We start from the raw sequence: 23526 nt of genomic DNA on the forward strand, positions 1-23526 counted from the left end.
GCCTCCTGTTTAACCCATTGAGGGTGAATCGTGGGTAGTTGGTGCGCTTTCTTCTGTCGGCAAGAAGGCACTTTCAGGCGCGGTCCAGCCGTCGATGGGCCGCTGGTAGTCGAGGGGGGAGTCGTAGAAAAGACCGTCGTGCGGATCAACACCGCCGGGGGTAATTGTGCTAGGTGTTAACTGGGAGTCAGGGCCCATGTGAATATTCTTCACGACGACTGCCTCACGCAGCGCAGCGTGTTCTGGCTGCTCTCCTTTCATTTCCATCGAATCATAGTCAGCACCCGTCCCGACACTCACCCAGGCCCGAAAAACATCGACTTCACCGTTTGTGTTTAGGCATTGAAGTGGTAGCTCTGGCGTTTCGCGCCAGACTCCTTCCTGATCACGCTTCAGGCCTATGGCATCCATCAGAATGCCGAAACCCGAGTAACTTCCGCGAAGCCCGGTGGTGTCGCTGAGGAACACAGATACCGAGCCGTGCTGCGGATCGAGCAAAGATGTGGGGATTGGCTCCCCACTAAGTGCGCAGACAAAACTCTTTAAGGCCATTGGCTTCTCCGGTAATTCAAGATAGTAGATGCAATTCTATCAATAAAAGTGGGGGGCAAAATTTGGAGAAACCGGACAAGCTGATAGGGGTAGTGCGCTGGCGGTGCCCTGAAGTTTATAGAACCCGCGTCGGTGATATCCTGAATACGATAAAAAAGGCCCACCAAATTGGTGGGCCTGAAGTGATACCAGCTTTGGATGAAAGCCTTAACCAGAAGTACCGTTCGCGTGTAACGGTCATTTGAATTTATCACAAAGACTAAACAAGGCGAAATATAATCGCATGACAGTCACATCTGATCCCAAAAAATGGCTGGCTTACTGGAAGGTATCTCTGGCCGATATGGAGCTTGGTCGAGGCGTCTTTACTGCACGTCAAATGCAATCCCTTCAAGCCGGTGTACTGCCACAGGATCGAATTGATGAGCAGAAGTTGACGCCTATCGGTGATTGGATGGGACAAGGTGGTGAACATGATGTTCTAACCATGGCCGCGGCTAAGGATTGGTTTGAGGGCGATTCAAGTTTTGTGGTGACTGATCAGCGCGGACGCTGGGTGCAGGCCATTGTGTACCCCTTTGTTTTTCTGCTTGAGCAGCGACATCAGCGAGGGCAGGCACGCCAACAATTTGTGCCACAGATGGTCGCCCCAATTTCCTTTACCGTGCGCTTATATGAAGACGGTAGCCTCTATCCCGAAGGGCGCCCGGGTGTTCCCCGAGAACTGCTGGATCCTTCGAACGGTGCCCGCCCCTTTGTTATCGGTGGCATTGACGATCTGGATGCGTTTTTTGACCAATATCCTTTCCCGGAGTGGCAGGATCCTCTCGACTCACGGTGGTCTTTGCGAGAGGTGATTGATTATTGCCAGTCGATGCTGCAGGCGATGGGTCGCGTCGATTTGCGACAGCCGATGGGCGCCGATGGCCCTCGCTATATGGAGCTGCCCAATGCCCTGATACATAAGGGGCGTATAGGTGAAGGTGCCATTCGGCCTCTGCTGACACTCTATGACACGCTGATCCACAGACCTGAATCAGCGGTGCTGCCGGCACGCCTCCAGGAGTTTGAATTCTCCGGCCGTGCCGCGCCAACGGTTGAACGTTCTATCACCACCCGCACAGCAAGCATGGAAGGTACGGCTTTAAGCGATGACCAAAAGCAGGCACTCGCGAGCGCCGTTCTCATATCGGATGGCCAGTTACAGAGTATCAATGGCCCGCCCGGTACCGGTAAAACGGCAGTGGTCAAAGATATCGTGGCCACCCTGTTTGCCCAGGCAGCAATTAAAAGGACCTCTCCACCCCTTATTTTGCTGAGCAGCAACAATAACCAGGCAGTGACGAATGTCCTGGATGTGTTCTCCCGGATGAGCGGTACTCGGCCAATCGAGCGATGGATTGAAGGATGGCAAGGCTTCGGCATGTATGCCCCCGCGTATTCACGTGAACAACAGGCGAGCACGGAAGGGTATACGACTGTGGAAATGGTGAAGGCGTTTGAACGCGACTTCGAATCTTCCCGCGGTGAAACCTACTTCCTGTCCAAAGCAAGCCAGCATTTTGGCCAGTCCATAGAAACTTTGGATCAGGCCGAGAAACTGTTGATGTCCCGCCTGCAGGGGCACGCAAGCATTCTCAATTTTGCACGGCAGCTGCGGTCCCGGTTTAGTTCGCTGAAAACTTCGCGGGATCTGAAGAAAGTTCGGGCGATCATAGCGAAGCTCAAGGTTCACACTGCGAATCGTGCCCCCAGTGCAATTGATCAGCTTGAAAAGTGGTGTGAGCTGGCGGCCCATCATCTGAAGGAAATCCAACGGGCGGCAAGACATCATGACCATATTTCCCGGTACCAGCGGCAGTTGAACAGCCGGTTGCCGCATTTCGCATTGCAATGGTCTCGCTCGTCTACGGTCCTTTGGCAAAAATGCTTACCCCTACTCGTGCCAGGCATATACGCAGCGGCGGCAGAGAACTGGCGCGACATTGTTTTCAACATTGCGCCAAACGGAGATATCGGTGAAAGGCGTAGGGCAATCCGGTCAATTTCGGTTTCGCCTGAATGGGACTGGCTGATTGATCATCTTGACCGGGCCCTGGACCAAACTTGTCGCCGGCAGCTTTTTGAAATGGCTGTGCACTGGCATGAATGCCAATGGTTGTATCAGATGAGAGATGTGCTGCATGAAAAGCAGCGATCAGGTCGCTCATTTCATAATGTGGATCAGGCGCTGAATCGGCGGGCGATGCTGGCCCCGGTTCTGGTCGGCACCTTTTACACCCTGCCCCGCCAGATGACTTTTTGGGATGCTATTGAACAACGGGAAATGGCCCTGACGGATCGGGCAGACTATCTCATCGTCGATGAAGCTGGCCAGGCAGGGATAGAAGTGGCGGTGCCCACTTTGGCGCTGGCACGTAAAGGGATCATCATCGGTGATACCGAACAGCTGGATCCGGTTCGACGTGTGGCCCGGCCGATAGATTTGGCCAACCTGATTGCGACCGGCGTTATCCCATCCGTCAATGATAGCCGTGAGCTTGAAGCGGCGGTTGAGCCATTGATACAGCACCACAAGGTTTGCCATGACGCTAGTCTTCTACGTTCTGTGCGATCGCTTTCCGTTTTTCACAACCCAATGGAGACAGAGAACGGCGCCCACCTTACAGTGCACCGGAGATCGGTACCCTCAATAATCGAATTCTGCAACCGATTGGCGTATCAGGGAAAGCTCAAGCCTGTGCGCGAAGCCCGCGGGCTTTCTATTGAAGGCGTCGACTGGTTACACGTTGGTGGAATTGCGCACCGGTATCGAGGAAGCCGCCTGAATCCTGCGGAAGCGAGCGTGATCGCAGCGTGGCTGGCAGAGAACATGGACATTCTGAAACAGCAGTACCCGGGCAAGGCCGTGGGTGACATTGTGGGGATCGTCACGCCCTTTCATCAGCAGGCCCAGTGCATCAGGGCTGCGCTCGCGACACAGAATATCAACCAGGATGAAATGACAGTGGGCACCGTCCATTCACTGCAGGGAGCCGAGCGCCCGGTCATTATCCTGTCACTAACCTATTCCCAACTGCCCCATCAAGCACTGTTCTTCGATCTTGAACCTCAGATGCTGAACGTCGCTGTTTCCCGGGCCCAGGATGCCCTAATCGTATTTGGTGACATGAACGCCCTGCACCACGGTGACCAGCCTTCGAAGCTATTGCTGGATCATCTTGGCCAATATGGCGAGCCGTCAGAGCTTCCTGTGTTCCAGGAAGATGCGTGGAGTCGTGAGCACGGTGAAATGCTTGGATCGATAGTAGGTCGTGACGCGCACGATCAATGGCTTCAAGAGCTGGTTTCAGCGGGCCAATGGAATCGGTTGTGGATAGCGACACCGGTATTGGGATTGCTGGCGGCTCAAAAGCACGGGTCACGTTTGATCCGTGCGGCTTCCACAGGTCGTGATGTTCGCTTGTTCATCAGTCGCCAGCATACGCTGGTGAACGGCTATGACAGAGCCTGCCTCGAGCTGATAGAGAACTTCAAACTCGCGGGCGTTCATGTCGAAATTGTTGAGTGGTTTGAAGGAAGCGCCGTGATTATTGATGACAAGCGAGTGGCCGTAACAGATGGAGACTGGCTGTCAGCAATGCCAGAACATCGTGACTGGGGAATCCAGCGCCGTTCACCCAAGACGGTGATTGTCCAAGGAGAGAGCGCACAGCACCAGGTGAAACGGCTGGCGGTATCCATAACGCGAGCCGCGCACGCTGCACCTTGTCCATAAAATCAGACAAGAACGCATGGTTTATAGAATCGTCTCTGCGATACTGAATACATACACAAGCACCAAGCAATGAGGATCTCATGAGTAATACCGCACCTACCAAAATTGCCTTTCAGACAGAGGAAGTGACCCGTGTTACGCGTCACTATGAAGTTGAATTGACGCCAGAGCAGGCGGAACAGTTCGAGGCCCTGAAGGATGATCCGGAGGCCCAGCAGGTTTACCTCATGGGATCCATCGAAGAAGGCGACGCCAAGCTGACCGAGGAAGAGCAAGTAGAGCATGTGGCTTCGGTTACGCAGTATCAGGCGGGCGAGGATGAGCCTCGAAAAGTGGCCTCGCAAGAGTTTCGTCAGCAAGCGGGCAAGATCAATGATCAGGCCCAGATCACATACGGTCACGAAATCAAGTTCACGGAAATGGACCCGCACCTGGGGCCGATTAGCAGTGAACAGACGATCTATGCCGGCAGCTACAAAGAGGCGCTGACTGATTTTGTCGAACAGATGGATTCTGAAAGTCGTGAGTTGTTGCGAGTTTTTCCGCCGCCCCTGCCGGACAGTGAAATCCCGAAGTGGATCCAGCACGAAGATGGGGTAACTGAACTTGTGCCATTGGACGGTGAGGAACACACCCTGAAAATCAACCAGTACAGCACGCTTGAAATCCAGATGCCGGACGCCCCTGACGAATCGATCAACCTGGCGGTCCGCGTAGGGGATGAAATCGTTGGGCACATGGAAGTCACGCCTGAAATGTTGTCCGAGGCGCAGCGTATGAGCGGATCACACGGTATGTCACCCGGTTAAGTCGGCGCTTTGCCATATTGGGCGGCACCGCCACTGTGCCGCCGCCAAGCCAAGTAACATTCCAGCAGCTTGATCATCAAACCCGGCCGTAAGGTCGGGTTTTTTTGTTGCCATTTCCGCGACCGAACGCCAGAACAGAACAAGGTGCTCCGGAACCCCTTTTGACAAGAGGACGCTCAGAACGGACCAGCCGCTTGCACTCTCCAGCGCGCGGTCATTGACGCAGTGAGCGGTCAGCACAATGACCGCAAGTGCCGGAGTCACCCGCTCTGGCGAAAGCGCGAGCGTTTGCATCATGATGTCCAATTCGTTGGAGGTCATGAATTGATCGATACGGTTCTTTATTGGCCGGATTAGCGAAGGATTTCTGAACAGATGCTGGAGGTCACCGTAGAGCCACTGGAATCCAGTCTCATCTGTATGCCAGTCGGTCTGTGCAATGCTCAGTCCGGCCCGGATACTCTCTCTTACCACCCTCGCAGTGACTGGAGCTCTTTCTTTGAGGCGGCCGTGCCAGATCTGAGCGTGCTGCTCCAGATATACGCGGCGCTGCAACGTGTTCGGCTTTATTGGTGCGGAAGCTGCAATTTCACGGATGCGCCATTCAATAGCATCCTCACTGGCAGCCGGGAGAGTCATCGCAGCATATAGCTCGTCACCGCGTCCCTGGCTAAGCCATTCGCCGGCATCCTTTTCGTCTGGCCAGGTGAATCGAAGCAGACTCTGACCATCTTTGATGCGCGTTGCCAGGGTATCGATAACATTGACGTTAGCGCGTTGACCGCTGGGGTCCGGATCCATTGCGACGACAATGGTATTGCCTGCCCAACGAGTAACGAGTTCTGCGTGTGTTTCGTTGAAGGCGGTGCCCATTGTAGCGATAGCCGGGCACCCTTGTTGGTAGCAAGCCATGACATCGGTGTAGCCCTCCACAACGAAACCAGGGTCCCCTTCACTTGGTGGTGGTGAGCTGAATATGCTGGCGGCTTTGCGAAACCAGGGAGAGTCACAGCTGTTGATGTATTTGGCGCTGCTGTCCTGCTCGTCGAGCACACGCCCGGCAAAGCCTACGATGCCACCGCTACGGTCGAGAATAGGAAAAATGAGACGGTTGCGGAAAAAGGCATAGTACCTTCCAGGATCACGCGGGGACTGCGCGAGCAATCCAGTCGCGAGCGCCAGACGCTGAGCTGTGTCGCGATCAATCGATTCACGCCAAGGGGGCTCAAGGTATTCCATGACAGCGTGGACCAAATGGTACTTGCGAGGCGCATATCCGATTCGGAAGTGTTCGATGGTGTCGCTGGAAAATCCGCGGCGCCGGATATAGTCATCGGCGGTTGAGCTTCCCAGCTCGCTCTGGAAAAAAAGCCCCGCTGCTTCCAGAAAAGCCAGTCCAGCACGATGCTCAAAGGCTTCGTTCGAATTGGGGGCGGCATTCCTTCTGGTGATTAGATCCGGTGCGAACTGTTCGCAAAGCTGGTTCAGAGCCTCACCGGGCGTTAGGCCCAGCTGGTGGCTGACAAAGGCAACATGATCACCAGTAGCTGAACAAGCCCGGCAGAGATACACGCCCTTTTTGTCGTTTATGTTCAACGACGGCTTAGTGTCGTCATGGAACGGGCAGAGCCCGAGCCATTCATTCCGGCTAGGTTTCAGGTGTATTCCTGAGCCCCGAATGACATCAGAGAGAGAAACACGTTCTTTGAGGCTGTCTGCTTTCTCTCGAAAGGATAGAACTTGTCTGGACATTCCAACTTTTGCCGGTGTTTAAGAGGGTAAAATACAACCAAGCGTGCAGGGTTGAGCCTGCAGAGATAATACCAAAGCAACGAAGGGTAAAATCATGGCCGGACACATGAGCTTCACGGAAGATCAAACCTCCATCATAAATCATGCGGAAGGGCCGGTTCTGGTTTTAGCAGGTGCTGGGAGTGGTAAGACCGCGGTTTTAGTGGAGCGCGCTGCCCAACTTATCGAATCAGGTAAGGCTGTCCCTAGCGATCTCCTGCTGATCACCTTTTCTCGAAAAGCAGCTCGTGAGATGCGGACCCGGTTGAAAGATCGCCTTCAGGAGTGGGAGGCGGATGGTGTCCGCGTCGAGACCTTCCACGGCTTTGGTTATCAGTTTATGCGAGAGAACAAGGTGATGTTCGGGCTCAAGGACAATGAGCGCTGGGCGATTCTCTCCGAGAGTGATCAAAAGCGAATGATGACGGAGTTGTGCCACAGTGCCGCGGATGATTACCAGTTGGATCGGAAGCGCCTGAGGAAAGAGCTGACCAAGATGTTCAAGCTGTGGTCGCGACTCAAACAGGATGGGGTTTGCCCTACTCGGCGCGACAAGGCAATCGACCACATTACGATGCTTGAAAACGAAGGTGTTAGTCGCGGGGGCACACCGGCAGAACAGGTCAGCGCTATGACGGAGATTAACGCCCAGGTTCTTCTCGACTACGAAAAGCAGAAAGTGGAAGAACGTTACCTGGATTTCGATGACCTGCTGCTCCACCCGGCCCGAATGCTGAAGCGTAACGCGGAACTCGCTTGGGAAATTGGCGCCAACTCTCCATTTATCATGGTAGATGAGTCTCAGGACACCAATCTTGTTCAATACGTGATGGTCCGGGAGATCGCCAAGACGCATACGAACATCATGCTGGTTGGGGATGACGACCAGTCAATATATGCGTTCCGCGGTGCCCGAGTCGCCAACGTAAAGCGATTTGCGCGGGACTTCGGAGCGACTGTTATGCGGCTTGAACGAAATTTCCGCTCCCACCCGGGGATTGTTGATGCAGCGAATAGTCTGATTCAGCACAACCAGGCGCGTCTCTCCAAGCGCCCCTATTCTGAAAAGCCTCAAGGTGAGCCCCCCGTGGTCAACATGAGCGAGACCGACCGCGATATGGCCATGGATATTACCTCTTACATTGAGCAGAAACTGGAAGAAGGGACGCCTTTGACCGATATCGCGATCCTTTACCGAACCAATCGGATGGCTCAAATCCTCGAGCCGAGTTTAAAACGGGCAGGAATCCCATATACCGTCGTGGGGGGCATGTCCTTCTTTGAGCGTAACGAAATCCAGGCGGTCATTAGCTGCGTTCGGCTGGCGGAAAAGCCTGATGATTGGCAGGCATTGAAAAGCCTTGAGCCGTACATAAACGGTGTCGGCAAGAAAGGCATGAGCGATTTCGTCCATGCTATGAAACAGCAAAAAGCCGATCTTATGTCCCTGACTTTTGAATCCGAGAGTCATGCAAAAAGATTTGGAAAGGCAGGCCCCAAAATTCGAGATTTTATGGCTGGCCTTTTGGAAAATACACTAGCCGATTCTGCTCAAAAGGAGCCCCATCATTTAACCCGACGACTCATTGAGTGGGTCAAAGATGGCCCCATGCAACTGCTCGAGCGCGAAAAGGATGACGTAATGCGCCGGCGCCGGCACCAGAACCTGGAGCAACTGGTTGATGAAGTCCGTCTGTCCGGTACCAAGGACTTCATCGATTACCTGCTGGAGACGCCGATTTCAGATTATCAGGCTGATGAGCACAAAGATGTGCTGACGCTATCCACTATTCACCGGTCCAAAGGGCTCGAATACCCTCACGTCATTATTGCTGGTTTTTCAGACGGCCTGATCCCATTTGATCCATCGGCGCTTCGTGGCGAGGGCATGAGCCTTCAGAACGAGGATGGGGATGGGTCTGAAGACGGAGGTCGGCCGGAAGAAGAACGCCGGTTGGGGTATGTCGCGCTGACTCGAGGGCAGGAATCTGTGTACCTGGCCTGTGCGAAGGAATACTGCTTCCCCGGCAATGATCCAGTGACGCTGGCGCCCAGCCGTTTTGTCCGCGAAATGGGAATATCGGTTGAGCCTGCGGCCCAACATGCGAACGATGCCGGAAGGATTTTTGCGGGGCTTAGTATGGGATAATACCGTCTCTTCGATAAAGGAGAGATGGATGCTTTTCAAAAAATTGACACCCTTTGAGCTGCCGGAGGGCTTTAAACCGACACTTGAAGACCTGGAAATGATGGCCAGCAAGGAGCCAGCTCGAGAGTGTCAGTACCAGGAGAAACGACACCTGGGCTTTGAGAAGCCGTTCAAGGATTACGGAAGCCGGATCTATGCCTTGGAGGCGGACCAGGTGTTCTATATCCGTCTCCGGCTTCATGAGCGGATACTTCCGGATTCTGTGGTCAACGAGAAATCTAACAAGCGCATTGAGAAATTTGAGAAAGAACAAGGCGAGCCACTGGGTAGAGCTGAAAAGCGGAAAATTCGAGCTGATGTGCGAAGCGAGCTTCTGTCCAAGGCCCTTCAGAAATCCAAACCGATACAGGTCATTATCGATCTTCACCAGCGTGAGCTCTGGATTGACCAGACCACCGAGAGAAAGATCGAAGACACTTTGTCCAAAATGAGATCTGGTCTCGGATCATTGCCTGTCACCCCTTTTGATACCACAAACCTCCCTTTGAAGCTCAAAACCTGGGCCCTTGAGTCGGAGTCGCGCCCTGAAGAGCTTGACCTTGGGGATGCTATCAAGCTGATTGCAGATGATGGCGAGACGAAAAGCTCCGTGGCCATCAAACATGAGGTGATTGAAGACGACGAATGGTTGCGTATTACGGCCGCTCGCGAAGTTGAAGAGCTCGAGCTGTGCACCAGAGATATTATTTTCAAGCTCCATTCAAGTGGAGCGATCAAGGGGATAAAGACGCTCACCCCCGGCGCTGGGAGCGGTGAGACGCTGGCGGACGAATTCTACGAAGACTTATGGGAAACACTGACCTACTTGCGGGCCACGCGTAGAGCCATTGAAGGCACCCCATTAAGTGACACCCAAACCACAGATCAAAGTGGAGCCGTTTAATCCATGTTCAGCTTTACCGACCGCATTGTAGATGGAATTGATAAGCTGCTGATGTTCGCCCATGGCGCGATCTTCAAAAGCAATCCGCGGGACTTTATCAATCTGTTGACTACAGATGACGACTGGACGTTTGTGGGCCGAGACGGATCGTTGATTACATTACTGCGTGTGCGCGGGATAACCAGCCGTCTCTATAAAAAGCAACTGAGTGACGTTATTCATGAGCTGTCCGAGTGCTTGGGTCGCGACCTCATTAAGTCGGGCCAGCACCATATCAGCATCACCTTTGAATTCGATCCTGATGAAGCATACAACTATGCCCGGCGCTCTCTTCTAGGCACCCAGCGTAAAGCTCGAGCGCTGGGCTTTGGTGATTTGACAGAGGCCATTTTCGAAGAGAAAGCCCGCAAGCTGGCGGGTTACTGCCAAGTTGAGAATTGCTATCTCGCGGTCACAACAACGCCTAAAGCTGTCGATCCTCATGATCTGCCGTCCGAACGCAAAGCCCGAGCTGAATCCTTGCGCAACTGGCCAGAGACCGCGGAGGCGATGCTGTGTGATTTTGCCTTCCCTCAACTTCGGACCAAGCATAATGCCGCGGTCACCGGCTTGGTAGATAATTTGGCGTATCTTGAGGCCCTTGGAAACTCGGGAATCCTTCTCGACTATCTGTCCGTTCGTGATTACCTGCGTCAGTGCAAGCAGTTGGTTCAGCCCGGGACATCTAATCACTGGGCTCCACGTGTGGCCGACGATGCTGGGTTCGATATCCGCCTCCCCGAAACGCCGGCCGACCTGAAAGGGCGCACGCAAGACTTCAAAATGCCGCCCCCCCTGTCGCACCAACTTTTTGAGTCACAGCCTGAAACCATTGGGACCAAGTACGCCGTTCTTGGCAATCGTGCTTACTACCCGATCGCCATGTCGATGGGGCCAACGGACCCGAAGTCCTTCGATGAGTTGGTCAGCGCGGCGAGCGGAATGCGTGTGCCTTTCAGGATCAACATGACGCTGAAAAGCCACGGCCTGGGTTACGACTACCTCAACACGGCAATGGCCAAAACCTTCACCTGGACCAGTACCGCAAACAAAAAAATCAAGGTGGCGAACCAGGCCTTGGAAGATTACGTGCACAACAGCGATGGCGTCGTTGCTGCCATGTATATCACCGCCTGCACCTGGGCCCCGCTAAAGCCGAGCGGGAAGATTGGTGGGGAGGTCAACTACGATTTGTCCTTGCTCCAGAAGCGTGGCATTGAGTTGAAACGGATCCTTGAGAATTGGGGGGGGTGCCAGACAACAGACGCGTTCAATGCTCCGATTGAAGGCACACTGGCGACTCAGGCAGGTCTATTCGATCAGCCAATGGGGCGCGTAATGGCCCCCCCAATGCCTGATGCGATTGGCATGTCCCCTCTGTTCCGTGAGACAACGAGCTGGGGTCCGGAAGACGGCAACATCATTCTGAGAACCGAGACCGGCCGGTTTCTGCATTACCAGCAAACGTCGTCTCGACAGAATGCTTGGGTAACGCTGCTTGTTGGCCCAATGGGTTACTCCAAATCAACTACTCTGAACACGCTGAATCTGTATTACCTGCTAACCCCTTCAGCTGAATCGGAAGTGCCTTATCTGCGTTCTCTGGATGTTGGCATGTCTTCCCGGGCCGTTGTCGACGCTGTTAAAAGCTCAGTCGGGACTGACCAACAGCATATCGCTCAATACATTCGCCTGCAGAACACTCGGGACTATCAAATCAACCCGTTTGATACACCCCTCGGGATGGAATACCCGATTCCTTCGTTGAAAACCTATCTGATAAACCTGGTGTCGACCGTGTGTTACACCATGTCGTCGGATGACAAGATTAAGGGCCGCCTGCCCGGCCTTGTAACATCAGTTATCGATGAAGCCTACAAGCGTTTTGCCAGCATGGATAACGGTGGCGATCGTGCCCGCGTTTTCTCTCGGAACGGCAACTCCCTGGTGACAGAAAAGGTCGATGAACATGGCATTCAGACCGACGCCCGCTCATCCTGGCATGAAATCCGTGATGGACTGATGGAGGCCGGAGAAATAAGGGCAGCATTGATAGCTCACCGGAAAGCAATGCCTGTGTTGACAGACCTGATCGGCATCGCATCGTTGCCAGATTTGCGTGAGCGATATCCAGAAGAGATCGACGGGGTGGCTTTGCTCGACCTGTTTGCAAGGTCTATCAAGGAAGCCGGTGATATGTTCGAGATCCTGCAGGGCGAGACGAGATTTGAGCTTGGGGAGGCCAAGGTCATTTCACTGGACCTGGAAGACATGGTGCCGAAAGATCACAGTGAACCTTCTCTGTGGCAAGCTTCGATTGCATTCCTGTTGGGCTACAACATCCTGACAAACGAATTCTTTTTCCACCGCGATGACTTGGAGCAGTCACCGAAGCTGTATCGGGCGTATCACGAACGTCGAGTCAAACATCTTGAGACTTCGCGCAAGCGGTTCTCCATGGATGAGCGCCAACGCTTCTCCCGCATCGCCTCGGCTCAGTCACAGGTGGATTCACTGATCGCCGAAGGCCGCAAAAACAACGTTGATATCCAGATTGCGAGTCAGTTGTTCGAGCACCATACAGAGCAGTCTATTGAACTGGCCACCACGATTCTCATCTTGGGCGCCGGCAATATGTCCCCTCAATTGGCGAAGGACACCAAAGATCGGTTCCGCCTGTCCGACAGCGAGCTTCAAGCTATTCGTTCAATACGGCCGCCAAGTTCAAAAGGTGCCCAGGGCTTCGGAATCTTCCGTACTCGAGACGGTGAGCAGAAGCACTCATTCCTTATCTCGGATGGTCCGATCTATCTGTGGTTGATTGCAACCGAACAGGCGGATAGGAATATCCGAAATCGTATGTACGAGATCTATTCAAAAGGGGAGGCTTTGCGCCGCCTGGCGGCCAAGTTTCCTGGTGGCAGCATAAAGAAAGAAGTTGAAAGTCGGCTCGCTGCGATGAACGACGAAGAGGCCGACATTGACGGTCGTGCCGGCGACAAGCTTATCGATGATCTGGTGGATGAATGTCGAACCGTTCGCCTTTAATTCAAGGTTCCCTTTCCCATAGTGGGATCGAGTGTAAGACGATGTTAAGTAAGGTAATGTAACATCAAGTGTCGTTTAGAAAATGAGCGGTTTCCAGAAGGATTTTTAACCTCGTTTCACAACGAGCACGGGCCTTATCATGTATCGTGCCCGAACTGAACAATTAACTCACCAAAACGTGAAATTTATCAAAGTTTAGAGATACTTGCAGAAGTCAGATAAACACCAGGAGAAGTCGCGTGCTGATACCACCACTGTACCTGTCTCAGTTTCGACAACAGGGACCGCAGGGCGAACTGACAGAGGTTCGCATTGATACGGGAGAGCTTTCTGAGCCAGGAGAAAAACTGGTGGACAGCATCTTGTTCAAGAATGAAAAGCTGCCCTTGCCAGCTGAGTTGATCGCTGTCAGCGACCAGGGGCAGGAGTTCATGCTGACGATTGAGACCCATGAAATAGGGATGTCGATCGATGAGTTCGGCAGCTACATGGCTGGTGGTGGTCAGGTTACCGTCGTCGAGCATTGCCAGGATGGCCATCAGACCCAGCATAAACTCGCCGCCTCCGGAGTCTTCGATTCGCGGATGGATTGGCTGGAAGCAAACGCAAAAAGGACGGCGATTGCATGATGAATAACTCACAGTCACGTTTTGTTGATGTCACGGACCGAATCATTGAAGCGCTGCAGTTGCGCATCCAGGAAGCCGATCGTGCCGGAGAAGACGTCGCTGTATCCTTCCAGGGCCCGGGTGATCACCACATCCATGACACCGGGTTAGGTATCGCCGGCAGCGAATCAGCGACGACCGTCCGCTACGTGTCCTCATTCGACCTGGACAATGGCCAATCGGTTGAAGTGGCCGATCGCCACCTGAGCCCAGAGCAAGTCGCCTTCTACGTCCAGCAAAACAGCGCCCAGACCCAAGACGCGGTATCCCACCTGCAGGGCACAGCACGCTCGATGCCCTCGGACGAGGAAGAGATGGATCCGCCAGCACCGTCCAGCGGTCCTTCAATGTAATATCAATACCTGGTTATCAGCACCGACAAAAACCTGGCCTTCGCGCCGGGTTTTTTTATGCCCGCCTTACGCTCCAAGCTTTATCCTCGTTTCGCCGCATAAGAGCGGCGCCATTCCGGGAATTGGAAATAACACAATGCGCATCTTGTACGTTCCCACTTGAACCCCGGAGGACCAAGCCGAGGCCTCTGTCTATACCGCCAGCATTAGTGCAGAACCGTGAAAGAAAGGGGGAAGAAAAGGGGTAACAAAATTGTGGAGGGTTGACCAATTATGAACTGGTCAGCTCGTCCATGAATACGGCGAGCCCTGCCAGTTGATCAGAGTCAGCTTTATTCAAAACCAAGAGCAACCGGTCCAGCAAATCCGACTGGGTAGCTGACAAATCATGGTGGTACAGCTTATCGAGAAACCGGTCAGCCACACGAATTAAGTCATTACGGTTTGTGGGGATCACGTGCTGTCGCAGAGTTATCCGAAGCAAACGATCAGCCTCTTCTCGACTGGAAACGCGACCCGAAATATCGACCATGACTCCCCTCCCCTGGATCAGCCAGGGAAGATTAACGCCGGTGATTTCAGCCACCTCATAAACATATTTAGGGCGAGCCACACGGCCATCATAGGCGTCATAGATGCTTGCTCTGGATAACGACAGTCCATAATCGTTGACTAGCCGCCGATACAGACCGGCCGGTGTCAATCGTGCATACATCAAAGCCGCCCGAAAGCGAGCACCAAATGCTTCTGCCAGACTTGGTGCCGGTGTTTGGGGTGGTTTGTTATCTACGGAATTGGGCTGTCGTTGAGTCATGTAGGTAGCCTACCAAACCAAGACAACCATAAACGCGGGGGTACACACTCGTAAATCAGGATGTCGGATTTAATGGACAAGGGTTGTCTGACCTATTTTTGCCGTTTATCGAATGCACTATTCTATGTCATACCGAATCACATATCGTCGGCTACCAGCAACGGAGATTCCGCATGACTCTTAACGTATTCGCCCAGGCAAAAAATGAAGTTCGCGAGGCCAATCGGCCTTCTACTCGAGTAATCCAGGTAGATCGCTACTTACCTCACGAGAATCCTGGTCAATGGAAGATCGAAGGTACGGACATCTACAATTTGGATGAAAAAGGTGCGCCCAAGAAAGTCACTGTGATGGTGAATAACCCGGATGGCAATGTCATGGGAGTTTCGGATTTCGCCAATCGAAATTCGCTGACCCACACCGAAGTAGGTGGCTTTATTCGTGTCGACCGTGCCATCGAGCGGGGCAACGGCAACATCATGGCGCGACACCTCAAGCGTTTGTCGATCGACAAATCCTTGACGCGTATCGACCAGCGCATGGAGACAGCCAAAATTGGCATTGGCAAGAACTGGGTCAAGATTCGGCCGTTTGGCCAGCTTCAAGCTGATGGCCGTCCAAAAGAGTTCGCCAATGCAAACAATAATGGCCGCCAACATCGTGGTTTGGCCTACGTCATTCCGGAAGAACAGTCCGAAATTGATATTAATGTGGCCTCGGATGACATTAACGGGAAGCTAAAGAAAGCTGCTGAACAAGCGATTGATAAGGCGCCGGATAAAACGTCTCCGATGGTGCGTTTGCGCATCGATGGTATCAATGATGGCCCTGAAATCATTATGCCCAACCAGATCCGGGACCCACAGACCGGTAATTACGCTAACGCAACCCGCGAGCAGCAGCTGGACGCTTTCTTCAACAACAACATGCTGCAGGCGATCCTGCGTAACCTGGAATCCAATCAGATGGATACGGTTATCCATGCCGGCCATGGATTCACAGTTGGTGTGTTTGGGACAACTGTTGATTTCCAGACGGGCCAACCGCTGGAAAAATCGGCCGTAGAGCAGATGATTTCAGAAACGCAGCGTCGTATTACTCGCCCGGACAGTGCGGGTAAACCCGTCGAGGTTGAGCGCCGCCAGGAATACAAGCTGGCTATCACCTCTATTGAGATTCCATTCAAGGATCCGAAGGGGAATCCCAGCCAACGGAACAATGCGACCCTGACGTCATTGGGCGTGCAGCCGGGCGTCGTGGCTTCACCGGTGGGCCATCCCAATCATGTGACTGAAAACCCATATGCCCACGAGTGGTCAGCACTTCGTCAATCTCAGGCGCCTGCGCCTGCACCGGCTGCAGCAGCCCCTGCAAATGATGGCCACCAGGCTTCGTATGAAGCTCAAGCGCCCATTCATAACGGTGCCACTAACAATCAAGCGAATGACGCCGCAGCACAGCCGCAACCGTCCTCACAAGCGCCGGCAGCCAGTGCAGAACAGGCTTCTCACGATCAGCAGATTGACGCCGCCCTGGCGGCACAGGCCGATATGGCTCTCGATGAGCTGCCGGATGACATGCCGGATGACTTTGATCTGATGCCGAGTCCAGACGACCTGGACGATCTGGAACAGCAGACCGGCATGGGCATGGGTTAACCCATCCTGTAATCCCGGCACCGCTTTCTGCGGTGCCGTTTCCTTTCTTTCGATATGAAGTCACCCCCTTTTTGATTAGCAGGTTTGCCATGAGTGAAACGAACCCTGGAATGATCCCCTGGCCCGATCTTTCTGACTACGGTTTGAGAGCGCTTTACTACAAAACGCCAAGCGAGGGTCGCCCGGTTGTTATTCTGGCGGCCGCTGATCCAGAAGAGTCGGCTGAAATCACTCGAGCCCGCTTGAGTCAATATCGGGGCAACCTTCGTTCCGTGTTGACCCGAGAGGCGGGACAGGAAGTATTTGGTAAGCCCCTCAACAATGGAGCCCGTTTTTTGTTGGCAGGGCCTGGCATCGAACGGGTTAACGCTCTTTATCAGTCGTTGTCCCGTGGTTTTGCGAACGCCAGATTAGTCTGGATGGCGCCAGAGCAGGTGATGTTTAACCGGTATCAACGCCAGCTGGCTCAAAAAGTCAGCAGCAGAACGCCTCATATGGGTCAGGAAAACCCTCAGCCGGCGCAGCCGGAGGGGAATCAAGACCAGGAACAGGGACAGCTCGAACAAGAAACGGTGGCCACTCCTTCAGTGGGTGAAGACTCCACCGCGGAACAAAGGAACCCGCTGTCGGGGGGTGAAAGTGGGAACGTACAACACGAGTATGAAGTCAACGACAATGGTTTCGCTGCAACCCTGACCGGCGCGGCGCCGCTGTCCTACGTCGAACAAAAGCTGGCGGACTCAAAGGTGGTCTTCTTTGAGGACGTAGAACACCTTCATGCGATCGTAAAACGTGGTCAACGGAAGGACGGTGAGCATTTTTACGCCCAGGTGCGTGATAACACCGGCGCCGTCCGCACGGTCGGCGGTGATCCTCGAGACCCGTTGATGTCTCTCTCCGAGGCAGCCTACCAAGCGGCCCTGTCAATCACTGATCTGCGAAATCAAAGGCTCGCCGCAGATAACAATGCGAGTGTTGCACCCCACATTCGCACCCCCGATTCCACTGATAAGATGGACCCAGAGGAATCCTCTGATTCTCAAAAGGAGCAAATACATGACGACATTCCCAATCTTTCGCGAGAAGGCAGCCGCGGTCGAGGCAATGTGGAACCAGGGGTCGATGGACGCCGAGAAAGCCCTGGAGAACGAGGCAACGGCCCTGGATACGGGGGGCTCGCAAACGGTGGCGAGCCAAGAACTGATGGCGCTGGCGGAGGAAGTGAAGTCTCTGAATCTGCCGGCGACGAATCGGGCTCCGATGCCGGCACTGTACGAACGGGATCCGGCGACCACCGAGCAGCTGCTGCGGTTGATTCGCAAGAGCTTTCTGGACTGCCCGATGGGACCGTTCGAGCAGGGCTTTCTGGAGGGTCTGATCGACGATCATCCGAAAACCGTGATGAAGTGGGTGAGCGATCCGGAGGATCCGACAAAACTGACGATGATGCCGCTGCGACTGAAGCTGGCGGAGATTCAGGAAGAGTACGACCAGCTGGAGGAGCGGATTCGGGAACAGAACGAACCGATGATTCCGCGGTCGCCCAAGGATCCGATGGCAGCAGTGCAACAGGCGAACGCCTACCGGATGCAGACGCGGGAACAGGTCATGAATCAGATGCACGAGCAGCTGAGCCAGCCGGAACCCCTGCCCCGCTAAACAATGGTTTCAGGTTTGCTGCCGGGCACGATTTCGGCGGCAAAAAGGTGGCGGCCCGGGTTGAGGACAACCTGGCCGCCATGGAATGCCTCTTTGAGATAGAGGCTGAAAATCGCCCACCAACTGACGACGAAAAGTCACTTCTTGCCGAATACAGCGGCTGGGGTGGCATTCACCCGCAGTTTCTTTCGTTCATCCCGTCCACCAAGCCTTCGTACTTAACGGCTTGCGAGGACCGCCTGCAGAGCTGGGCTCGCAATGCCGATATCGAGTTTTCGCAAAATGACCTCAACTCGATTCGAAGCACGATCCTGAATGCACACTACACACATGAAGGCGTTATTCGGCCCATCTGGGGAGCCCTGCAGCGGATGGGCATCAAAGCCGACCGCACGATTGAGCCTTCATGCGGCACGCTGAACTTCATCAGTCATGCCCCAGTGCAGGGGGCGGCACCACGTCATGTCACCGGTGTCGAGATTGACCCGGTAACATCCCGCATTGCCTCAAAGATTCATCCGGAGGCCACGGTGCTCAATCAGGGCCTTGAAGATGCCGATCTGTCGAATGACTTTTTCGATCTATCGATATCAAACGTCCCCTTCGGCGACTACAAGGTTTTCGACAAGAACCGGCCGGAATGGAAAGACAGCATCCATAACTATTTCATCAAGAAAAAACTGGACCTTGTTCGCCCCGGCGGTATCTCCGCATTCGTTGTATCGCGCTACTTCATGGATTCCAAGGATGATGCGATTCGCAAGTACGTCATGGACAACGCCCATGTGGTGAATGTCGTCCGGCTGCCTTCGGGGACGTTCCGCGAAAACACCCAAACTGACGTCACTACCGATATTGTCATCGTCCAGAAAAAGGGGGATTTCACCCCTAATTACACTCCGCTGGATATTCAGGGAACCATCAAGGCGCCCTACCCGGTAGCTGCTACGCGCACCATTTCAGATGGCGAGGGGAACGAGTATGAACCCGGTGAGCTGATGGCTTTCCGTGTGAACCAGCTTTTCTCGGAAGAGCCCGAACGCTATTTGGGCAATCCTCAGATTGTTTCCTCTCAATATAGTTTCGATCTGGCCGTCGAGGGCGATACCGATATTGAGGGCATGGTCACTGCTCTGAAGGATCGACTTGAAAGGCTGACCCCGGAGGCGATCACCCAACCGCGGCGACACCAATCCGCCAGCGTCAGCGACCTCAAAAAGCAATTTGAGCGGACTGTGTTGCGGTCTGAAAACGCAGACGCTCAACCAGGTGAAGTCGTCTTCAATGAAGATACCCAGACCTTCCATCACGTTGAAAAAGCTGGCGGCGAGAAGGTTCTTTCGGAACAACCCATCAAGGTCGCTAAGAAGTACGTCAAACCCATGAAGGCCATGCTTGGTTTGATGGCGACCACGCAAAAGCTTCTGGAGACTGAAGCCCAGGGTAATGACGCGCAAACGGAGAAGGTTGCAGCAGATCTGCGTGAAACCCTGAACTCGCAATACGATGACTTCTCTCGCCAATTTGGCTCATTGAACACCAAGGTTCATCGCAAACTGTTTCGGCATGACGTGCGTGAGCCATTTCTTTACGCGCTTGAGCATGAGAACGCGGACACCGGCGAAATTTCCAAGACCGCTATTTTTGAAAAGCGCACCGTTTCGCCGACAGTTCAAATCCCCGATTCAGCCGAATCGCTGACAGATGCCTTGGCGCTCTCGTTGACCTACACCGGCAAGATCGCTCCGGATTACATGAAGGATCTGTTGGGCGATGCGTTTGATAGCGCTGAGAGCGTCGTTAACGCCTTGATAGAACAGGAGTTGGCATTTCTGAATCCCGGTACCGGTGAGCCTGAAACCGTCGACACTTACCTTTCCGGGAACCTTCGGCCGAAAATCGACAAGGCGAAGCAGGCCGCCGCCGCGGATCCAGAATTTGAGCGGAATGTAAAAGCTCTGGAAGAAAGCCTGCCGGAACCATTGCTGCCTTCGCAAATCCAGGTCGGCGTCGACGCCTTCTGGATTCCAAAGGAAATCCTGGAAGATTTCATGAAGTCCGTACTGGACTTCAATACGTCCGGCGACCACGGCGTTACACCAGTATTCGACCGGGAAAGCCGCCACTGGCGCGTTCAGCAGAGAAATCTAAACAAACCTCTTGCGGGACTCGCTCGCAATCAGGAGCAGGTCACCATGCATCGCTGGGGGACGTCCCGCTGTGATGCCTTCAGGCTTCTGAACCACGCCTTTACCAACACTCAACCGGTTGTACGAGACAAAATTTCGTTTGATCCGGATGAGTATGTTGTAAACCAGGAGGAAACCCTAAAGGCCCAAGGCAAACTTGAGGAAATTGAGGAAGCTTTCAAGCAATGGGTTATGCGAGAGCCTTCCCGCGCGAAACGGCTCACCGATACCTACAACGAACGATTCAACACCTTCCGGCTGACTGAACCGGATGGTTCGCACATGGTCTACCCGGGCATGGCGGACTCGTGGGTGCCTCGAGTTCATCAGAATAACTTTGTCTGGCGGGCAGTGTCTGGGCGCAACACCATGACCGCCCACTGTGTTGGCGCCGGCAAGACGTTCCAACTGGTCAGCACTGCTATCCGCGGCAAGCAAATGGGGCGCTGGAACAAGCCTATGTGCGTGGTGCCCAACCACATGCTTCGGCAGTTCGCCGGCGATGCCCAGTCCATTTTCCCGTCAGCACGCATCCTGGTCCTAGATAAAGAAGACATTACCCCGGCAAAACGAGCGAACTTCGTGGCCCGGGCCGCGGCCGGCGACTGGGACCTGATCGTATGCACCCACTCGTCGTTCTCCAGAATTGGCGTGCCAGGCGAGTTTGAAGCCAAGATGCTGGCGGACGAAAAGGACCGTTTGAGCAAGGCTCTCGCCCAGGAGCAGAACGACAACAAGAGCGCTAAGAAGCCGCCTTCTCAGAAGAACATCGAGAAGAAGCTGAAGAACCTTGAGGCACAGCTGAAGCGAAAGAATGCCGAGCTCGAGAAGCGCCAGAAGGACAATATCCTCAACCTCCAGGAAATGGGGGTTGACCATATGGGAATCGATGAGGCGCATTACTACAAGAACCTGGCTCCCGACACCGCGAAGAGCATCCCCGGGGTGTCGACAACCGAATCGGTGCGTGCATGGGATATGTTCATGAAGTGCCGCTATATGGAGGACCTGCACGGGTCGCCCAATGGCGTGCTGATGGCCACCGGCACACCGATCAGCAACTCGCTGATCGAATGTTACACCTTCACGCGGATGCTCCGGCCGGATCTGTTGAAGGAAATGGATATTGAGAACTTCAACGACTGGATGTCCCTCTTTGCCGAAACGGTAACCAGCCTGGAAATCAAACCCGAGGGCGGCGGATACCAGAACAAGACACGACTCTCCCAATTCAAGAATGTGCCTGAACTGGTCAAACTATTCCGCCAGTTTGTCGATGTAAAAACCCGGGAAGACCTGAATCTTCCCTCCCCCAATGTGACTCATGAAACGATCGTGGCCCCCACCACCGACCTCATGGCCGCGTTCATGAAGTACATCGAAGGCCGAGCCCGCCATGTCCGGTCACACGACGATGAGCCGTCCAGTGATGCCGAAGCACTGGCTGTATTTGTTCGTGAACATCTTTATGGGCGAAACGACAAACGACTCATCGACGAGGCCGGCAACGTCGATCGCCCCGAAGAAATTCCGGAAGACATACTGCTGACGATCGCAACAGACGGCCGAAAGGCAAGCCTGGATCCTCGCCTGCTTCACCCGCAGCTACCTGACGACCCCGCCAGCAAAGTCAATTTGATGATCGGCAAGGCGTTCGAGCTGTATCAGAACTACGAAGCTGAGAAGGCCTGTCAGCTCATCTTCTGCGACTTTTCTTCGCCGACTGGTAGCGGGCTCTTCAATCTTTACGACGACATTCGTCAGAAGCTGATTGATCGCGGTGTCGACGAATCTGAAATCGCATACATTCACGATGCGAAAACCGACGAGGAAAAGGAAAAGCTGTTCGAGAGGGCCCGGGAAGGCCAAATTCGATTCCTACTGGGGTCTACGGACAAGATGGGGGTCGGCACCAACGTGCAGAAGCGCCTCGTCGCGATGCATCAAATGGATCCTCCCTGGAAACCATCAGACATTGAGCAGCGTTTGGGCCGGATGGACCGCCAGGGCAACCTGTTCGATGAGGTGTTCAACTTCACTTACACCACCCAGGACAGCTTTGATCTGTTCATCTGGGAGACCTTGAAGCGCAAGCAGAAGATGATCTCAACCGCGATGAGCCATCCCGATAAATGCGAACGGACCATTGAGGATGACTCTGCCATTCAGTTTGAGGATGTCCTGCAGGTCACAACAGGCAACGACAAGATCAAGACCTTCATGGAAACACGCTCAGCGCTGGATAAGCTCCGCCGCTTCCGCAACAACCATCAGGATGAACAGGCCGATCTGGGTAACCGGATTGAGGAACTGAAAAGTTTGATCCAGCGCATGGAGTACAACAAGAAGGACATGGAAGAAGAGTACAAGCTGGTGCATGAGAATGCCCCTCTCCACTTCGAGATCGAAGGCGCCCAGCCAGGCCTGCAGGAAGGCTCTGCTTCCCATATCGGCGGCATTAAGGCCATCAAGAATGTGTTGGAGAAGCAATATGCGCTGACTCGGGCATACTCCAAGCGCGACGTGGGCGTATTTGGGGGCCTCAAAGTCACCCTTAACCATCTGCGGGCCGAATCCCCAAAAGTCGAAATCATGCGCCTCAATGGCCGCATGGACGAGGTGGCCTATGTCGCTCTGGACCAGAAAAGCCTGGAGCTGGCGGAAGATGAAAACAGAATGGATCCATGGGAAAAAGCAGCCCGTGCGCTTAACCGGGAGCTGCAGCGCATTGCTGGCGGCACCGAGCTTGAACGGCAAGAGATGCTGATCGCCAGCAAAAAGGAAGACCTTGCTGCGGCGGAAAGCGACTTCGGTTCTGATTTCCCCCGCCAGCAGGAGCTGGATGAGCTCGAGGAAAAATATTCCGACCTGTTGGCTGAAGTCGGCAGCGAATTGGACGCCGACAAGGTGATGGATCCCGAGCCCATCATTGATTTCATCCGGCAAATCAATCAGTACACCAACACACCGATTGAGCCTACTGATCTGCCGGTGCCCATCAACAGTCCGATTTATGCCCCGAGTGAAACTGAGGACGTGCAAATGAACCTCGGCACGGCATAAGCCGTTCAGCGCC

The 23526-nt window shown here is 54.0% G+C and carries 12 protein-coding genes; 9 read left to right on the forward strand and 3 right to left on the reverse strand.

All coding sequences use genetic code 11. The features are described 5' to 3' along the window. Positions 1–9: 9 nt before the first annotated feature. Entirely contained in the window at positions 10–552 is a 543-nt protein-coding gene (locus tag EZI54_RS07130; protein WP_131480468.1) for a hypothetical protein, read from the reverse strand. 283 nt (positions 553–835) lie between these two features. Here EZI54_RS07130 and EZI54_RS07135 point away from each other — a divergent pair, with 283 nt between their 5' ends. Further along, positions 836–4330: an AAA domain-containing protein gene (locus EZI54_RS07135; RefSeq protein WP_131480470.1), complete on the forward strand. Its 3495-nt coding sequence runs from the start codon at positions 836–838 to the stop codon at positions 4328–4330. A gap of 80 nt (positions 4331–4410) precedes the next feature. Then, positions 4411–5139, forward strand: coding sequence for a hypothetical protein (locus EZI54_RS07140; RefSeq protein ID WP_131480472.1), 729 nt, complete (start codon positions 4411–4413; stop codon positions 5137–5139). Here EZI54_RS07140 and EZI54_RS07145 read toward each other — a convergent pair. Beyond that, the gene (locus EZI54_RS07145) at positions 5128–6891 is read right to left on the reverse strand and encodes a CHC2 zinc finger domain-containing protein (RefSeq protein ID WP_131480474.1); all 1764 of its coding nucleotides are present in this window, start codon (positions 6889–6891) and stop codon (positions 5128–5130) included. The two genes, EZI54_RS07140 and EZI54_RS07145, sit on opposite strands and share 12 nt — an antisense overlap. A gap of 94 nt (positions 6892–6985) precedes the next feature. Here EZI54_RS07145 and EZI54_RS07150 point away from each other — a divergent pair, with 94 nt between their 5' ends. The 5 genes from EZI54_RS07150 to EZI54_RS07170 all read left to right on the forward strand — a co-directional run bounded on the left by EZI54_RS07150 (position 6986) and on the right by EZI54_RS07170 (position 14130). Further along, the gene (locus EZI54_RS07150) at positions 6986–9079 is read left to right on the forward strand and encodes an ATP-dependent helicase (protein ID WP_131480476.1); all 2094 of its coding nucleotides are present in this window, start codon (positions 6986–6988) and stop codon (positions 9077–9079) included. Between the two features lie 28 nt (positions 9080–9107). Continuing rightward, positions 9108–10022, forward strand: coding sequence for a recombination-associated protein RdgC (gene rdgC / locus EZI54_RS07155; protein WP_165495709.1), 915 nt, complete (start codon positions 9108–9110; stop codon positions 10020–10022). A gap of 3 nt (positions 10023–10025) precedes the next feature. Continuing rightward, the gene (locus EZI54_RS07160; protein WP_131480480.1) at positions 10026–13109 is read left to right on the forward strand and encodes a type IV secretion protein IcmB; all 3084 of its coding nucleotides are present in this window, start codon (positions 10026–10028) and stop codon (positions 13107–13109) included. A 239-nt stretch (positions 13110–13348) separates the two neighbouring features. After that, positions 13349–13738, forward strand: a complete 390-nt coding sequence (locus EZI54_RS07165; RefSeq protein WP_131480482.1) for a hypothetical protein — start codon at positions 13349–13351, stop codon at positions 13736–13738. Further along, positions 13735–14130: a hypothetical protein gene (locus EZI54_RS07170; RefSeq protein WP_131480484.1), complete on the forward strand. Its 396-nt coding sequence runs from the start codon at positions 13735–13737 to the stop codon at positions 14128–14130. Before EZI54_RS07165 ends, EZI54_RS07170 begins: the two co-directional genes overlap by 4 nt. 271 nt (positions 14131–14401) lie before the next feature. Here the strand turns inward: EZI54_RS07170 and EZI54_RS07175 are convergent, their stop codons facing one another. Continuing rightward, complete coding sequence (locus tag EZI54_RS07175) at positions 14402–14944, reverse strand: hypothetical protein (protein ID WP_131480486.1); 543 nt, start codon at positions 14942–14944, stop codon at positions 14402–14404. Positions 14945–15117: 173 nt separating this feature from the next. On the opposite strand from EZI54_RS07175, the gene EZI54_RS07180 reads away from it, so the two are divergent. Together EZI54_RS07180 and EZI54_RS07185 are read left to right on the forward strand one after the other, a co-directional pair. Beyond that, a complete protein-coding gene (locus EZI54_RS07180) occupies positions 15118–16602 on the forward strand; it encodes a hypothetical protein (RefSeq protein WP_131480488.1) in 1485 nt (494 codons plus the stop codon). Between the two features lie 89 nt (positions 16603–16691). Then, on the forward strand, positions 16692–23513 hold the full coding sequence (locus EZI54_RS07185) for a helicase-related protein (protein ID WP_131480490.1): 6822 nt from the start codon (positions 16692–16694) through the stop codon (positions 23511–23513). The last annotated feature ends 13 nt before the right edge of the window (positions 23514–23526 follow it).

Source organism: Marinobacter halodurans, assembly GCF_004327985.1.
Lineage (GTDB): Bacteria > Pseudomonadota > Gammaproteobacteria > Pseudomonadales > Oleiphilaceae > Marinobacter_A > Marinobacter_A halodurans.

Coding starts and splice junctions, on each gene's coding strand:
- EZI54_RS07180 (WP_131480488.1), top strand. CDS start 15,118: ATGACTCTTAACGTATTCGCCCAGGCAAAAAATGAAGTTCGCGAGGCC.
- EZI54_RS07160 (WP_131480480.1), top strand. CDS start 10,026: ATGTTCAGCTTTACCGACCGCATTGTAGATGGAATTGATAAGCTGCTG.
- EZI54_RS07140 (WP_131480472.1), top strand. CDS start 4,411: ATGAGTAATACCGCACCTACCAAAATTGCCTTTCAGACAGAGGAAGTG.
- EZI54_RS07175 (WP_131480486.1), bottom strand. CDS start 14,944: ATGACTCAACGACAGCCCAATTCCGTAGATAACAAACCACCCCAAACA.
- EZI54_RS07185 (WP_131480490.1), top strand. CDS start 16,692: ATGAGTGAAACGAACCCTGGAATGATCCCCTGGCCCGATCTTTCTGAC.
- EZI54_RS07135 (WP_131480470.1), top strand. CDS start 836: ATGACAGTCACATCTGATCCCAAAAAATGGCTGGCTTACTGGAAGGTA.
- EZI54_RS07130 (WP_131480468.1), bottom strand. CDS start 552: ATGGCCTTAAAGAGTTTTGTCTGCGCACTTAGTGGGGAGCCAATCCCC.
- EZI54_RS07150 (WP_131480476.1), top strand. CDS start 6,986: ATGGCCGGACACATGAGCTTCACGGAAGATCAAACCTCCATCATAAAT.
- EZI54_RS07145 (WP_131480474.1), bottom strand. CDS start 6,891: ATGTCCAGACAAGTTCTATCCTTTCGAGAGAAAGCAGACAGCCTCAAA.
- EZI54_RS07170 (WP_131480484.1), top strand. CDS start 13,735: ATGATGAATAACTCACAGTCACGTTTTGTTGATGTCACGGACCGAATC.
- rdgC (WP_165495709.1), top strand. CDS start 9,108: ATGCTTTTCAAAAAATTGACACCCTTTGAGCTGCCGGAGGGCTTTAAA.